Here is a 14605-nt window from a genome sequence, read left to right on the forward strand (position 1 = left end):
GGGCGGCGTTACTGCACGCGAACCCAGGTCTGGGTGCGGCCAAAGGGCCCGATGGAGCCACGCACCTGCAGCTTGCGCCCTGCTTCGATTGGCGTCATGCGCAGGGTGTAAGTGCGGCCGTCTTCGGGGTCGAGGATGCGGCCACTCTCCCACACGGTGCGCCCTTCGGCTTGGCGCGCACCGCGGATGATCTCCAGCCCGATCAGGGGTTGGTCTTTGCGGTCGTCGGTGCAGGCGGTGCAGCGCGCGGCCTGATCGGCCCCGGGGCGCAGCAGGCGCGTGATGCGGCCCGTGAGCACGCCACCGTTGTCGCTGATCACCACCTCGGTGCGCGGCTGGTTGGTCTGTTCATCGATGGTGTGCCAGGTGCCGGCCGGGCTCATCTGGGCCCAGGCCGAGCCGGCCAGCAGCAGGCCAACGGCCAGCAGGGTGTGACGCAGTGCGTTTTTCATATGAAAAGCTCCGGAAGGGTTTCGAATGAAGATCAGGCCAGCGCGGCCTCGGTGTCCATCAGGCTGGCGCTGCCGGCGCGCGCGGTGCGCATCAGCATGGCAGTTTCGGGCAGCAGCTTGGCAAAGTAAAAACGCGCCGTTTGCAGCTTGGCAGTGTAGAACGGGTCTTGGCTGCCGGTTGCGATCTGCTTGAGCGCCACCGAGGCCATGCGGGCAAAGAAGTAGGCGTACACGAGGTGCCCGGCCACGCGCAGGTAGTCCACAGCGGCTGCGCCCACTTCGTCGGGGTTTTGCATGCCCTTGAAGCCGATTTCGGTGGTGAACTTGTTCATCTGCTCGCCCAAGTAGGCAAGCGGGTTGATGAACTCGGCCATTTTCTCGTTCACGCCCTCTTGCTCCACCAGCGCCGCCACCAGCTTGCCGAATTTTTTCAGCGAAGCGCCGTTGTTGCCCAGCACTTTGCGGCCCAGCAAATCCAGGCTCTGCACCGTGTTGGTGCCTTCGTAGATCATGTTGATGCGGGCATCGCGCACGTACTGCTCCATGCCCCACTCTTTGATGTAGCCGTGGCCGCCGAAAACCTGCTGGCACATCGTGGTGGCGGTCCAGGCGTTGTCGGAGACGAAGGCTTTGGCGATTGGTGTCAGCAGCGCCAACAGCTCGGCGCTGTCCTTGCGCACTTTTTCGTCCGGGTGGTTGATTTCTTGGTCGAGCAACAGGGCGCTGTAGGTCATCAGCGCACGCCCACCTTCGGCATAGGCCTTGGCGGTGAGCAGCATTTTGCGCACGTCCGGGTGCACGATGATCGGGTCGGCCGGCTTGTCTTTGGCCTTCACGCCCGAGAGGCTGCGCATCTGGATGCGGTCTTTGGCGTAGGCGAGCGCGTTCTGGTAGGCCACTTCGGTCAGGCCCAGCGACTGGTTGCCCACCCCCAAACGGGCCGCGTTCATCATCACAAACATGGCTTGCAAGCCCTTGTTGGGCTGACCCACCAGCGTGCCGATGGCGCCATCGAGCATCAGCTGGGCGGTGGCATTGCCGTGGATGCCCATCTTGTGCTCGAGGCCGGAGCAGAAAATGGGGTTGCGCGCACCCAGCGAGCCATCGGCTTGCACGTGGTACTTGGGCACCAAAAACAGGCTAATGCCTTTGCTGCCGGCTGGGGCGTCGGGCAGGCGCGCCAGCACCAGGTGCAGGATGTTTTCGGTCAGGTCGTGTTCACCGGCGCTGATGAAAATCTTTTGCCCGGTGATCTTGTAGCTGCCGTCGGCTTGCGGCTCGGCCTTGCTGCGCAGCATGCCGAGGTCGGTGCCGCAATGCGGTTCGGTCAGGCACATGGTGCCGGTCCACTCGCCGCTCACCAGCTTGGCCAAGTAGGTTTTTTTCTGCTCCGGCGTGCCGTGGGCGTGCAGGCACTCGTAAGCGCCGTGGCTCAGACCGGGGTACATGGTCCAGGCTTGGTTGGCGCTGTTGAGCATTTCGTAGAAGCACTGGTTGACCACGAAGGGCAGGCCTTGGCCGCCGTATTCGGGGTCGCAGCTCAGGGCCGGCCAACCGCCGGCGACGTACTGCTGGTAGGCCGCCTTGAAGCCGCTCGGCGCTTGCACCTCGTGGGTGGCTTTGTCGAGCGTGCAACCCTCGTGGTCACCGCTGATATTGAGCGGGAACGCCACTTCGGCGGCAAACTTGCCCCCTTCTTCGAGCACCGCGTTGAGGGTCTCGATATCGGCATCGGCGTGTGCCGGGCAGGCCTTGAGCGCATCGACGGCGTGCAACACTTCGTGCAACACAAATTGCATGTCGCGCAGCGGCGGGGTGTAAGCGGGCATGGGACAGGTCTCCAGTTGAAAAGGACGGTGAAACGAAACGGGTTAGCAATGGTGGCGCGCCAGCAGATTCTCAAAACCTTGGCGGGCGTGCTGCAACCCCTGCGGGTTGCGCAAAAAACGGGCGTCGTAGTGCAGGGCCAAAATCAGGCCGTGGATTTCAAAGGCGATCTGGTGCGGGTCGGCCTCGGGCCGCAGATGGCCTTGCGCGATCGCGGTCTGGACCGCGCGCCGCATGGCGGCCTGCCAGGTGTTGACGGTCTGCACCAGCTCGTCGCGCACCGGGCCGGGGCGGTCGTCGAACTCGACCGCGCCGCTGATGTAGACGCAACCCGAATCGATCTCGAGCGCGGTCTGGCGCACCCACAAATCGAACAAGGCGCGCAGCCGCGGCAGTCCGCGCGGCTGTTTGAGCGCTGGGTAGAACACGTCGCGTTCGAAGCGCTGGTGGTATTCGCGCACCACCGCTATCTGCAAGTCTTCGCGCGAGCCAAAATGGGCGAACACGCCCGACTTGCTCATGCCCAAGACCTCGGCAATGGCCCCGATGCTCAGGCCCTCGAGCCCGACCGGCGCCGCCAGCGCGAGCGCCGCATCCAAAATGGCGGCGCGCGTTTGCTGGCCTTTGTGCAAGGCCCGCACGGCGCGCACGCCGGCACTGGACGCGACACGGGTACGGCGCCCTTCCTCGGGTTTGGCAGACTGGCTGGGTGCGGCAAGTGTCATGGCAAAAAATACGAACGATCGTGCTATTTTATGCCCATGCGGCAACCTGTCAAGCCGCTGAGTGCACCCCACGCCATCGGGGTTTACCCTGGTTTGAGCCGCCATGCCAGCCCCTTGCGGGACCAAGGTTCAATCGACGCAGATCGTGGTGCCGCAGGCGTGCTGGCCCAAGGCTTCGAGCAGCATCGCGTGCGGCACCCGGCCATCGATGATGTGCACCGCCTTGACGCCGCTTTTGGCGGCTTCCAGCGCCCCCGCAATTTTGGGGATCATGCCGCCGCTGATGGTGCCGTCGGCCACCAAGGCCTCGATTTCCGCCATGCTCAGGCGCGCCAGCAACTGGCCTTGGCGGTCGAGCACGCCGGGGATGTTGGTGAGCATGAGCAGCTTGTCGGCTTGCAAACTGGTGGCCAGCCGGGCCGCCACCACGTCGGCGTTGATGTTGAAGCTCTGATTGCCATCGCCACAACCGATCGGGCTCACCACCGGGATGTAACCTTGCGCCTGCACGGTGTGCAGCAAGGCCGGGTCGATGGCCACGATGTCGCCCACCTGGCCGATGTCGTGCCACAGGCTTGGATCGGTGGCGTCGGGCAGACGCAGGGCACGGGCACGGATCAGGCCGCCATCGCGCCCGGTCAGCCCCAGTGCACGGCCCCCGGCCTGGTTGATCAGACCCACGATTTCTTGCTGCACCTGACCGGCCAGCACCCATTCCACCACCTGCATGGTTTCGGCGTCGGTGACGCGCATGCCCTGCACGAAGCGGCCCTGTTTGCCTAGGCGCTGCAGCAGGTGCTCGATCTGCGGGCCGCCCCCGTGCACCACCACCGGGCGCAGGCCCAGCAATTGCAGCAGCACCACGTCTTGGGCAAAGGCTTGCTGCAACGCCGGCTCGGTCATGGCGTTGCCACCGTACTTGATGACCAGCGTTTGGCCTTGCTGCTGGCGCAGACTGGGCAACAAGCTGGCCAGCACGGCGGCGCGCTCGGCGCTGGTGATCGGATGGGGTGAGGGTGCGCTAGGGTTCATGGTGGATTGGACGGCGGCTACACACGGCTGCGGTGCGCTGCCATTGTGCCGCAATTGCCCTTGCACCCCGGGGGGTTGTGATCTCATAATGGGTGAGCAAAATCGGGGCGGCATTTTTTGGTCCCGATCCAAACCCCGAACCCCCTTCGCACTCACATCGCCATGAGCACCCCACAGGAAATCGAACTCAAGCTGCTGGTGCCGGGTCTGACGGCCGATGCCGCCCTGCAGATCATGCGCCGCTCGCCCAGCTTGGCGCGCCGCAAGCTGCGCCAGCAGCAACTGGTGAGCCGCTACTTCGACACCCCCGATGGCTTGCTGCAGCGGCAGCGCTGTGCCTTGCGCGTGCGCCACTGCAGCGATGCGCTGGCGCCTGCCGGCACGGGGCCCCAAGCGTGGATTCAAACCCTCAAAACCGCTGGCCAGTCACGCGGCGGCTTGAGCCAGCGCGGCGAGTGGGAGTGCACCGTGGCCGGTGACTGGCCCGAACGCGAAGGGCTGCGCGGCACCGCCTGGGATGCACTCGACCCGGTGGACGCGCTGTTCGAGCGCTTGCAGCCCTGCCATGAGACGCGCTGCCTGCGCAGCAGTTGGCTCATCACGCGCCGCGACGGCACGCTGCTCGAGGTCACGCTCGATGCCGGCCACGTGCTCGCCAACGGTCAGTCGCAGGCGCTGTTGGAAATCGAGCTCGAGCTGTTGGCCGGCTCACCGCAGGCCCTGTTCGATTTGGCTGACGAACTGGCCCGGCGCCTGCCCTGCCTGCCCTCCAACGTAAGCAAAGCCGAGCGCGCCGCCTTGCTGGCGGCGCAGCGGCTGCACCTGCCCGTGCGGGCACGCCCTATCGAACGCCAGCCCGGCGAAGCCTTGCATGCCCTGGCGCTGCGTGCGCTGGGCGAGATGCTCGACCAATTCATGCGCAACCTCGAGGGCATGCTGCACAACGACGCCCCCGAATGGGTGCATCAGGCGCGGGTGGGTTGGCGCCGTTGGCGCAGCTTGCAGCGCCTGTTGCGCCCCTTGATAGGCCCAGCCCCCGATTTTGCAGCCCTGCGCCCCTTGCTCGATGCGCTGGGGCAGCAGCGCAACCTCGACGTGGCCTGCACCGAAACCCTGCCCGCTTGGGCCGGCGCCTGGGCTTGTGCACAGGCTGGTGCGGCGGCGCAGCCAGCCCAACCGGATGCCCCACCGAACGCCTGGGAACAGGCCGAACAGCGGCTGCAAGCGGCGCGCACGGCGCAGCGCGAGCAGTTGCGTCAAACCTTGCTCGACCCAGCCACAGGGCAAGCCCTGCTGGTCTTGGCGCGCCATCTGTGGCAACTGGGCCAACAGCCCGTGGCCATCAAAAAAAGCTGGGCCGGCGGGCGGCTGGCACGCTGGCACCGCCGCCTGCACACCCTGCTGCAGGGCGAACAGGCGGCGTTGCTCGATGTGGCCACGCTGCACGAAGCGCGCCTGCTGGCCAAGCGCTTGCGCTACGGCAGCGAGGCCTTGGCCAGCGCCCTGCCCGCCAAACGGCTGCGCCAGAGCCAGCAATGGGTCAAGGACGCCACCCTGTGGCAAACCCGCATCGGCCAGGCGCGCGACGCTTGGCAACTGGCCGCGTTGCTGCAAGAACACACCGACGCAGCGGCCGCCCTGGTTGCTTTCATGCAGGGCGTGGCAGCGGCCATGGAGCGCGCCGCCCAAGAGGCGGCCAGCCCGGGCTAAAATCCGCAACCCTGTTTCCCCCAGCCAGCCTCTGGATCTACACCACGAACCGCTGCCCGCCATGAGCAAAAAAGTCTACATCAAAACCTTCGGCTGCCAGATGAACGAGTACGACTCGGACAAAATGGCCGACGTGCTGGCCGCCGCCCAAGGCTACGAGCCGACCACCGACGTGGAGCAGGCCGACCTGATTTTGTTCAACACCTGCTCGGTGCGCGAAAAGGCGCAAGAAAAGGTGTTCTCCGACCTCGGGCGCGTGCGGCACCTGAAAAAAAAGGGCGTGCTGATCGGCGTCGGCGGCTGTGTCGCCAGCCAGGAGGGCGAGGAAATCATCCGCCGCGCGCCCTACGTCGATCTGGTGTTCGGCCCGCAGACCCTGCACCGCCTGCCCGAGTTGCTGAACGCGCGTGCGGCGCAGCAGCGGCCGCAAGTGGACATCAGCTTTCCCGAAATCGAAAAATTCGACCACCTGCCACCGGCGAAGGTCGAAGGGGTGAGCGCCTTCGTGAGCATCATGGAAGGCTGCAGCAAATACTGCAGCTACTGCGTGGTGCCCTACACCCGCGGTGAGGAGTTCAGCCGCCCGCTCGACGAGGTGCTGCTCGAAGTCGCCACACTGGCCGAGCAGGGCGTGAAAGAAGTCACGCTGCTGGGCCAAAACGTCAACGCCTACCAAGGCCGCATGGGGCAAAGCAGCGAACTGGCCGACTTTGCCCTGCTGCTCGAATGCGTGCACGAAATCCCCGGCATCGAGCGCATCCGCTACACCACCAGCCACCCCAAAGAGTTCACGCCACGCCTGATCGAGGCCTACGCGCGCCTGCCCAAACTCGTCAACCACTTGCACCTGCCGGTGCAGCACGGCAGCGACCGCATCTTGGCGGCCATGAAACGCGGCTACACCGCGCTCGAATACAAAAGCACGGTGCGCAAGCTGCGCGCGGTGCGGCCCGGGCTGTCGCTGTCGAGCGACTTCATCGTTGGCTTCCCCGGCGAGACCGAGGCCGACTTCGCCCAGCTCATGAAGCTGGTGCAAGAGCTGAGCTTTGACAGCAGCTTCAGCTTCGTCTTCAGCCCGCGCCCCGGCACCCCGGCCGCCAACCTGCCCGACGACACCCCGCCGCCGCTCAAACTGCAACGGCTGCACGCGCTGCAAGCGCTGCTCGACCAGCAGGTGCAGGCCATCGCCGAGCGCCTGGTGGGCAGCGTGCAACGCATTCTGGTCGAAGGCCCGTCGCGCAAGCACGCGCACGAACTCACCGGCCGCACCGAGTGCAACCGCAGCGTGAACTTCGAGGCCGGTGTGCAAGGCGCGCGCCTGATCGGTCAGATGCTGGATGTGCGCATCACCGAAGCGCGCTCGCATTCGCTGCGTGGCGAGCTGTGCCTGAGTGAGGCGGTGCTGGCGGCCTGATCCGCGATCCGCAGCGGGTGCAGCGACCCGTCGTCAGGCCCGGCGCAGCGGCAGCCGCACCAGCACCACGTGCTCGCGGTCGGTGTGGTAACGCTTGATTTGCGCGTCGGCATCGAAATGCAATTGCAAGCGCTCGCGGATATTGCCCAGCGCCATGTGGTTGCCCCCTGACGGTGCCGTGGCCGGCTCGCTTGCCGGGGCCAAGGAGTTGCGCACAAAAAGGCGCAGCTCGGAGCCCTCCAGATAGGCCTCCAGCGACACCTCTGCCCCCTCGGGCGCGGGTTCGACGCCGTAGCGCACCGCGTTTTCCAGCAGCGGCTGCAGCAGCAGCGGTGGCACCAGCGCCTGCAGCGGCGCGTGCTCGGTGCGCCACTGCATGCGCAAGCGCTGCGGCCCCAGGCGCACGGTTTCGATCTCGATGTAGGCGCGCGCCAGCGCCAGCTCCTGCGCCAGCGGCACCAGGGTGCGCGCATCGCTGAGCAGCGCCCGGTACAAATCGGCCAGATCGTGCAACACCGCCTCGGCCTGCTGCGGCTGGCTGCGCAGCAAGGCCAGCACGCTGTTGAGGCTGTTGAACAAAAAATGCGGCCGTATGCGCGCCTGCAAGGCCGCCAAGCGCGCCTCGGCCAGCGCGGGTGAAAGGCGCTGCTGGCGCCAGTCGAAATAAAACAGCAGCGCCGCCGCCAGCAGCGCCGCCACGCTGGCACTGTGTGCCACCGAACCCGCCAGCGCCAGCCCCAAGCCCTGCTCCACCGCCACGTGCCAGAGCGCCGCCACCAGCGCTGCCAGACACAGCACCAGCACCAGCCCGCGCCGGTAGCGGGTGCGCGCCAGCACGGGTTGCAGCAGGTACAGCAACAACACCGTGGCCAGCAAGGGCGGATCAAAACGCACCGACTGCTGCACCAGTGGCTCCCACCACGGCTGGGCGCTGGGCCAATCGAGCACGGCATCCACCAGCCGCAGCGCCTGCGCCAGCAGCAACACCCGCAACCACACCCCCAGGTTGCGAAAGTCGGGCAAGGTGGCGGCGGTCGTCATGCGGGTCAAAGGGTGGATCGGGCTCCATTGTGGCGGATGGCACGCATGGCTGCTGTGCGTTGCGCCAGGCCCGCTGCCCTACACTTGGCATCCATGAAAATCGCCACTTGGAATGTGAACTCGCTCACCGTGCGGCTGCCGCAGGTGCTGGACTGGCTGGCGGCGCAGGCTGCAGCAGGGGCACCGGTGGATGTGCTGGCGCTGCAAGAGCTCAAGCTCAGCGACGACAAATTCCCCGCCGCCGCGCTGGAGCAGGCCGGTTACAGCGCGGTCTGGCTGGGCCAAAAAACCTACAACGGCGTGGCGCTGCTGGCACGCCAGCCGGCGGCCGAGGTGCAGCGCAACCTGCCCGGCTTCGCCGACGAGCAAGCGCGCCTGATTGCCGCCACCTACCACACCGGCGGCACCGATGCACAACCGCTGCGCGTGGTGGGCGCCTACTTCCCCAATGGGCAGGCGCTGGGCAGCGACAAATTTGCCTACAAGCTGCGCTGGCTGGAGGCGCTGCGTACTTGGCTGGAGGCCGAGCTGGCGCGCCACCCACGGCTGCTGCTGCTGGGCGACTTCAACATCACCTTCGACGACGCCGACGTCTGGGACCCGGTGGGCCTGCACGAATCCATCCACTGCAGCAGCGTGGAGCGCGCGCACCTGCAAGCGCTGTTGGCGCTGGGCCTGCACGACGCGCACCGGCTGTTTGAGCAGCCGCCCAAGAGCTACACGTGGTGGGACTATCGTCAGTTGGGGTTTCAAAAAAACCGCGGCCTGCGCATCGACCACATCCTGCTTAGCAGCGCACTCAAAGCCAGCGCCCGCGCCTGCCAGATCGACCGCGCCCCGCGCAAAAACCCCCAGCCCAGCGATCATGCGCCACTGTGGGTGCAGTTGGGCTGAGCGCGGCGATTATGCAAACCTTCATTTGGGGAGTTGAGGCTTGCACCAACGGCGCGCATACACGATACTGGCGGCAAGGGCTGGCGGCAAAATCTCCTAGCAGATGCTGAAGGTGCGCCGGACACCGAAGGTTGGTGGGGACATTTACCCACCGGGGCCGCAAGGCTCTAGCAGCGGGACATGGAGTCCGCTGCGCCAGCCCCACGAGGCCGATCCGGCGCGGCCTCACCCCCTAGGAATGAATAAACCTTGTCCCATGCTTGTGGCCCGTTCCTCCACGCCAATGGCCTGATCGCATCATGCTCTACCTCAACAGCGACCATCTCGTGCGCTGCCTCCAAACCTTGGCGTCTTCACTGGCCATGTATCAACGTGCTGAACCGGGCAGCATCGACCAGGAAGTGTTTCGCAACGCCATCGTCAAAGGCTATGAACTGACTCAAGAAACCGCCTTCAAGCTGCTTAAAAAAGCGCTCAAGGTTTACGGTCACGGCGGGCAAAAGCTGGAGGCCACTCCGGTCAAGGAGATCCTAAGGCTGGCCGCCGTGCATGGGTTGATGACGCTGCCCGAGGTAGAACGCTGGTTTGCTTACCGAGACAACCGCAACAACACAGCACACGACTACGGCCAGGCCTTTGCCGAGCAAACGCTCACACTGCTGCCTGGCTTTTTGGCCGATGTGCAAACGCTGGCCGACACCTTGGTGCAAAAGTTCGGAAAACAAATCGATGCCTGAACAGCGCACCCTGCACCTGCCAGAGCGCTACGCCGCCCAAGTGCGCGCGCTGTTGCAGCAGCACATCCCCGAGGCTGAAGTCTGGGCCTATGGCTCGCGCGTGCGCGGCGATCATTACGCAGCCAGTGACCTCGACTTGGTCGTCCGCTTCCCCAGCGACAGCAAACCCACACCCTTGCGCCTGAGCGATGTGAAAGAGGCCTTCGTGGAAAGCAATCTGCCCCTCATCGTGCAACTGGTCGCTTGGAGCGCCATCCCCGAATCGTTCCGTGAGGAAATTCTGGCGGGGTATGTCGTGCTGCAGCGGGGTCAGGCCCAACTGAAGGAAATTGGGCATGGCGTCTATGAACACCACGGCTGAAATCATCATCTACGAAGGCGACCACGCCCGCGTCGAGGTGCGGCTGGAGCGCGACTCGGTCTGGCTCACGCAGGAGCAGATGGGCCTGCTGTTTGGCCGCGAGCGCTCGGTGATCACCAAACACATCCGCAATGTGTTTGTCGAGGGCGAGCTGGACGAGAAAAGCAATGTGCAAAATTTGCACATTGCTGGCTCGGACAAACCGGTGAAGTTCTACAACCTCGACGTGATCATCTCCGTCGGCTACCGGGTCAAGTCCCTGCCCGGTACGCGCTTTCGCCAGTGGGCCAACCGGGTGCTGCGCGAGCACCTGACGCAGGGCTACAGCCTGGACCGCGAGCGCTTTGAGCGCAACGCCGCCGAACTGGAGGCGGCGCTGCAACTGGTGCGCAAGGCCGCTGCAGGCCAGGCGCTGAGCGCCGAGCAGGGCCGTGGGCTGGTGGATGTGATCGCCCGTTACACCCAGACTTTCCTGTGGCTGCAGCGCTACGACGAAGGGCTGCTGACCGTCCCGGCGGGCAGCCCGGGTGGGGTGCTGCCGACGCTGCCAGAAGCGCACGCCGCCATCGCACGGCTGAAGGCCGACCTGATGGCGCGGGGCGAGGCGTCTGAGCTCTTCGGGCGTGAGCGCGGCGATGCCTTTGCTGCCCTGCTGGGCAATCTGGAGCAATCGGTGTTTGGCGAGCCGGCCTATCCGACCATCGAGACCAAGGCCGCGCATCTGCTGTATTTTGTCATCAAGAACCATCCGTTCTCGGACGGCAACAAGCGCAGCGGGGCCTACCTGTTCGTCGATTTTTTGGCGCGCAACCAGCGGCTGCTGCGCAACGGCGAGCCGGTGATCAACGACGTGGGCCTGGCGGCGCTGGCGCTGCTGGTGGCCGAGTCAGACGCCCAGAACAAGGACGTGATGATCCGCCTGATCGAAAACATGCTCGCCCGGCCATAGTCGCTCCGGCCTTGGAAAACGGTGGCAAACGCCACAGTGGGTATATGATGATCTACCCGCGAGCAACACCCTACCCGCCGCTGAGCGGGCTTTTTACGTAGGCGCAAGCCGCCGCGAGCAACTGGCCACAGCGCTTGGCCGGCCGGCAGGGCGGGAGGCGCTGGCGGACACCGAAGGTTGGTAGGGACATTTACCCACCGGGGTCGCAAGGCTCTAGCAGCGGGACATGGAGTCCGCTGCGCCAGCCCCACGAGGATGATCCGGCGCGCCCTCACCTTTGGTCAACCCCCGCTCACGGCGGGGGATACGTGTCATCCAACTGCGCACCCTGCACCTGCCAGAGCCCTATGCCGCCCAAGTGCGCGCGCTCTTGCAGCAGCACATCCCCGAGGCTGGAGTTTGGGCCTATGGCTCACGCGTGCGCGGCGATCACTACCCAGCCAGCGACCTCGACTTGGTTGTCTGCTTCCCCAGCGATAGCCCCCGGCGGCCACCCAAAGTGCTCCACTTATGGCCACCCAAACTGCTCCACCCGGCACCAGCCGACCCCACATGGTCAATCCCCGCTCACGCGGGGGAGGCCCCCGCAGGGGCTGGGTCGCTACGGGCTACGCCCTGCGCAACCCAGCCCCTGCGCATCATCCAGCTTTGCACACGCTACCGCACAAAGCGGACATCTGTACTTGGCTCAAAAGAGGAGATTTCTATTTTGGGTTGACATTGAGGGTAGGCGGCTGTGAGGGTAGGTGGCCAAATGCCGGGCAAGCCCAACGCCCCGCATCACCCCGCAACGCCGCCGACGTGCGCGCCCCTAATGGAGCTGGCGCCCTACCCCAAGCCCAGCTCCTGCAGTTTGCGCGTCAGGGTGTTGCGCCCGATGCCGAGTTGTTGCGCCGCTTCGATGCGCCGGCCGTGGGTATGCGCCAGTGCTGCTCCTAGCAACTGCGCCTCGAAGCGGCGCAGCAGGGCGTCCCAGACCTCGTTGCGTCCGGCCTGCAACAGCGCGTGGGCTTCGGCATACAGGTCGGCTTCCCAGGCGGGCGGGCCCGCGTTGGCCACCTGGGCTGAGGCAGTGGCGTCGCCCGGGGCTGCATCGAGCACAGCCGCCACTGGTGCCTGCGCAATGGCCCCCCCCACGGCTACCGGGCCCACGGCTTGCAGCACCTCGGGCGGCAAGTCTTTGCGCTCCACCACCTGGGCCGGCGCCATGACGGTGAGCCAGTGGCAGATGTTCTCCAACTGGCGCACGTTGCCCGGAAACGGAAACTCGGCCAGCGCTTGCAGGGCTGGGGTGCTGATGCGTTTGGCTTCGACCCCGAGCTGCTTGGCGCTTTGCTGCAGGAAAAAACGCGTCAGCAGCGGCACGTCTTCGCGCCGTTCGCGCAACGGCGGCAGGCGCAGGCGGATGACGTTGAGGCGGTGCAGCAAGTCTTCGCGGAAGGCGCCCTCGCGCACCCGCTGCTCCAAGTTTTGGTGCGTGGCGGCGATCACCCGCACCTGCGACTTGACGGCGCTGTGGCCGCCGACGCGGTAGAACTGCCCGTCCGAGAGCACGCGCAGCAGCCGCGTTTGCAGATCAAAAGGCATGTCGCCGATTTCGTCGAGGAACAGGGTGCCGCCCTCGGCCTGCTCAAAGCGCCCGCGGCGCATGGTCTGGGCGCCGGTGAAGGCGCCGCGTTCGTGGCCGAACAGCTCGCTTTCGAGCAGGTCTTTGGGGATGGCGGCGGTGTTGATGGCCACGAAGGGCCCGCGCGCGCGCGCCGAATGCTTGTGCAGCGCCCGCGCCACCAGTTCTTTGCCGGTTCCCGATTCGCCAGTGATCATCACCGTGACCAGGCTTTGGCTCAGGCGCCCGATGGCGCGAAACACGTCTTGCATCGCGCTGGCCTGGCCCAGCATCTCGGGCGCGCTGGCTGCGCCCTCCTCGGCCACCTGCTCGCGCTGGCTCTCTTGCATGGCACGCCGGATCAGATCGACCGCAGCCGACAGGTCAAAGGGCTTGGGCAGGTACTCGAAGGCCCCGCCCTGGAACGAGGCCACGGCGCTGTCGAGGTCGGAATAGGCAGTCATGATGATCACCGGCAGGCCCGGCAGGTGCTGCTTGACCTGATGCAACAAATCCAGCCCGCAGCCGCCCGGCATGCGAATGTCGCTCACCAGTACCTGCGGGCCGGCGTCGTCGCCCGCCACCAGCGCCTCCATCACCTCGCGCGGCTGGCTGAAGCTGCGCGTGGGCAGGCCCTCGCGCTGCAGCGCTTTTTCGAGCACGAAGCGGATCGATTGATCGTCGTCTACTATCCAAATCGGTTTCATGCCTGCGTTCCTTTGCGGGTGTCTGCGCTATCCGGTTGCCCTGTGGCCCCGCTGGCGCTCAAGGCAGCGGAATGAGCAGTTTGAAATCGGTCCGGCCCGGCACGCTGTCGCATTCAATCAGGCCATGGTGCTGCTGCACAAAGGTTTGCGCCAAGCTCAGCCCCAAGCCAGAACCCCCTTCGCGGCCTGTGACCAGCGGGTAGAAGATTCGGTCTTTTATCGCCTCGGGCACGCCGGGCCCGTTGTCGATCACATGCAATTCCAATGCCAGCCGGTGGCGCTGGCCGCCGAAAGTGAGCTGGCGCTGCACCCGGGTGCGCAAAATGATTTCGGCCGTTCCGGTTTCGATGCGCGGCTGCAGCGCTTGGGCGGCGTTTTGCACCACGTTGAGCAGGGCCTGGATGAGCTGTTCGCGGTCGCCGCGAAACTCGGGCAGCGAGGTGTCGTAGTCGCGCCGCAGCGCCAGCCCGCGCGGGTATTCGGCCAGCACCAGGGCGCGCACGCGCTCGCATACTTCGTGGATGTTGATCTCGGCTATCACCTGGGCGCGCCGGTGCGGCGCCAGCAGCCGGTCCACCAAGGCTTGCAAGCGGTCGGCTTCGTGGATGATGACTTGGGCGTATTGGGCCAATTCGCGCGCATCGGGCTCGAGTTGCAGCAACTGCGCCGCGCCCCGAATGCCGCCGAGCGGGTTTTTGATTTCGTGCGCCAAGTTGCGGATCAGCTCTTTGTTGGCCTGCGCTTGTTCGTGCAGACGCAGTTCGCGCTCTTGGCGCGTTTGCTGCTCCAGCGGCAGCAGCTCCACCACCAGCTCGCCCCCGTGCTCGGATTTGGCCAGCACCACGTGCACCGGCAGCGCCTCGTTGTTGAGGCGCTGCAACTTGGCGTCGTAGCGGATAACGGCGTATTCGTGGCTGTTGGCGCCTTGGATGGCGTTTTGCAGCAGGTTGGGTTCGCTGAACCAGTCGGCCAGCGCCAGCCCGGCCAGACTGCGCCTAGACAGGCCGATGGCGTCTTCGAGCGCATTGTTGGCAAAGCGGATGGCGCCTGCCGAATCGATCACCGCCACCAAGGTGGCGAGCCGGTCGAACGCCTGATATTGCGGCCCTTGGCACACGGCGGGTGTTGGGTGCTGCCGTGGGGCCTTCAT

14 protein-coding genes are annotated in these 14605 nt (G+C 65.7%); 7 read left to right on the forward strand and 7 right to left on the reverse strand.

Going from position 1 to position 14605, the window contains the following annotated elements; translation table 11 throughout:
- Nucleotides 1-8: 8 nt before the first annotated feature.
- The 4 genes from SRAA_RS09525 to argB all read right to left on the reverse strand — a co-directional run bounded on the left by SRAA_RS09525 (nt 9) and on the right by argB (nt 4036).
- Entirely contained in the window at nt 9-452 is a 444-nt protein-coding gene (locus tag SRAA_RS09525; RefSeq protein ID WP_045532357.1) for a DUF2147 domain-containing protein, read from the reverse strand.
- Between the two features lie 32 nt (nt 453-484).
- Nucleotides 485-2281, reverse strand: a complete 1797-nt coding sequence (locus tag SRAA_RS09530; protein WP_045532358.1) for an acyl-CoA dehydrogenase C-terminal domain-containing protein — start codon at nt 2279-2281, stop codon at nt 485-487.
- Between the two features lie 42 nt (nt 2282-2323).
- Nucleotides 2324-3004 carry a TetR/AcrR family transcriptional regulator gene (locus SRAA_RS09535; RefSeq protein WP_052467550.1) on the reverse strand — a complete coding sequence of 227 codons (681 nt, stop codon included), beginning with the start codon at nt 3002-3004 and terminating at the stop codon, nt 2324-2326.
- Nucleotides 3005-3133: 129 nt separating this feature from the next.
- Nucleotides 3134-4036, reverse strand: coding sequence for an acetylglutamate kinase (gene argB / locus SRAA_RS09540; protein ID WP_045533660.1), 903 nt, complete (start codon nt 4034-4036; stop codon nt 3134-3136).
- 162 nt (nt 4037-4198) lie between these two features.
- On the opposite strand from argB, the gene SRAA_RS09545 reads away from it, so the two are divergent.
- Both SRAA_RS09545 and miaB read left to right on the forward strand, forming a co-directional pair.
- The gene (locus SRAA_RS09545) at nt 4199-5746 is read left to right on the forward strand and encodes a CYTH and CHAD domain-containing protein (RefSeq protein ID WP_045532359.1); all 1548 of its coding nucleotides are present in this window, start codon (nt 4199-4201) and stop codon (nt 5744-5746) included.
- 61 nt (nt 5747-5807) lie between these two features.
- Nucleotides 5808-7160, forward strand: coding sequence for a tRNA (N6-isopentenyl adenosine(37)-C2)-methylthiotransferase MiaB (gene miaB / locus SRAA_RS09550; protein ID WP_045532360.1), 1353 nt, complete (start codon nt 5808-5810; stop codon nt 7158-7160).
- 33 nt (nt 7161-7193) lie between these two features.
- Here the strand turns inward: miaB and SRAA_RS09555 are convergent, their stop codons facing one another.
- Nucleotides 7194-8201 (reverse strand): sensor histidine kinase, encoded by a 1008-nt coding sequence (locus SRAA_RS09555; protein WP_045532361.1) that lies wholly within the window; start codon nt 8199-8201, stop codon nt 7194-7196.
- 93 nt (nt 8202-8294) lie between these two features.
- Between SRAA_RS09555 and xth the strand changes: the two genes are divergently transcribed.
- From xth to SRAA_RS12875, 5 genes are all read left to right on the forward strand, one after another.
- On the forward strand, nt 8295-9095 hold the full coding sequence (gene xth / locus SRAA_RS09560) for an exodeoxyribonuclease III (protein ID WP_045532362.1): 801 nt from the start codon (nt 8295-8297) through the stop codon (nt 9093-9095).
- A gap of 299 nt (nt 9096-9394) precedes the next feature.
- On the forward strand, nt 9395-9832 hold the full coding sequence (locus SRAA_RS09565) for a nucleotidyltransferase substrate binding protein (protein WP_045532363.1): 438 nt from the start codon (nt 9395-9397) through the stop codon (nt 9830-9832).
- A complete protein-coding gene (locus SRAA_RS09570; RefSeq protein ID WP_045532364.1) occupies nt 9825-10193 on the forward strand; it encodes a nucleotidyltransferase family protein in 369 nt (122 codons plus the stop codon). The genes SRAA_RS09565 and SRAA_RS09570 overlap by 8 nt, the downstream gene beginning before the upstream one ends.
- Nucleotides 10177-11142, forward strand: a complete 966-nt coding sequence (locus SRAA_RS09575) for a virulence RhuM family protein/type II toxin-antitoxin system death-on-curing family toxin (protein WP_045532365.1) — start codon at nt 10177-10179, stop codon at nt 11140-11142. The genes SRAA_RS09570 and SRAA_RS09575 overlap by 17 nt, the downstream gene beginning before the upstream one ends.
- Nucleotides 11143-11500: 358 nt before the next feature.
- Complete coding sequence (locus SRAA_RS12875) at nt 11501-11860, forward strand: nucleotidyltransferase domain-containing protein (protein WP_420834929.1); 360 nt, start codon at nt 11501-11503, stop codon at nt 11858-11860.
- Nucleotides 11861-11970: 110 nt separating this feature from the next.
- Here the strand turns inward: SRAA_RS12875 and ntrC are convergent, their stop codons facing one another.
- Together ntrC and glnL are read right to left on the reverse strand one after the other, a co-directional pair.
- Nucleotides 11971-13455 carry a nitrogen regulation protein NR(I) gene (ntrC, locus tag SRAA_RS09580; protein ID WP_045532366.1) on the reverse strand — a complete coding sequence of 495 codons (1485 nt, stop codon included), beginning with the start codon at nt 13453-13455 and terminating at the stop codon, nt 11971-11973.
- 58 nt (nt 13456-13513) lie between these two features.
- Complete coding sequence (gene glnL, locus SRAA_RS09585; protein ID WP_045532367.1) at nt 13514-14605, reverse strand: nitrogen regulation protein NR(II); 1092 nt, start codon at nt 14603-14605, stop codon at nt 13514-13516.

It is taken from the genome of Serpentinimonas raichei (genome assembly GCF_000828895.1).
Taxonomy (GTDB): Bacteria; Pseudomonadota; Gammaproteobacteria; order Burkholderiales; family Burkholderiaceae_C; genus Serpentinimonas; species Serpentinimonas raichei.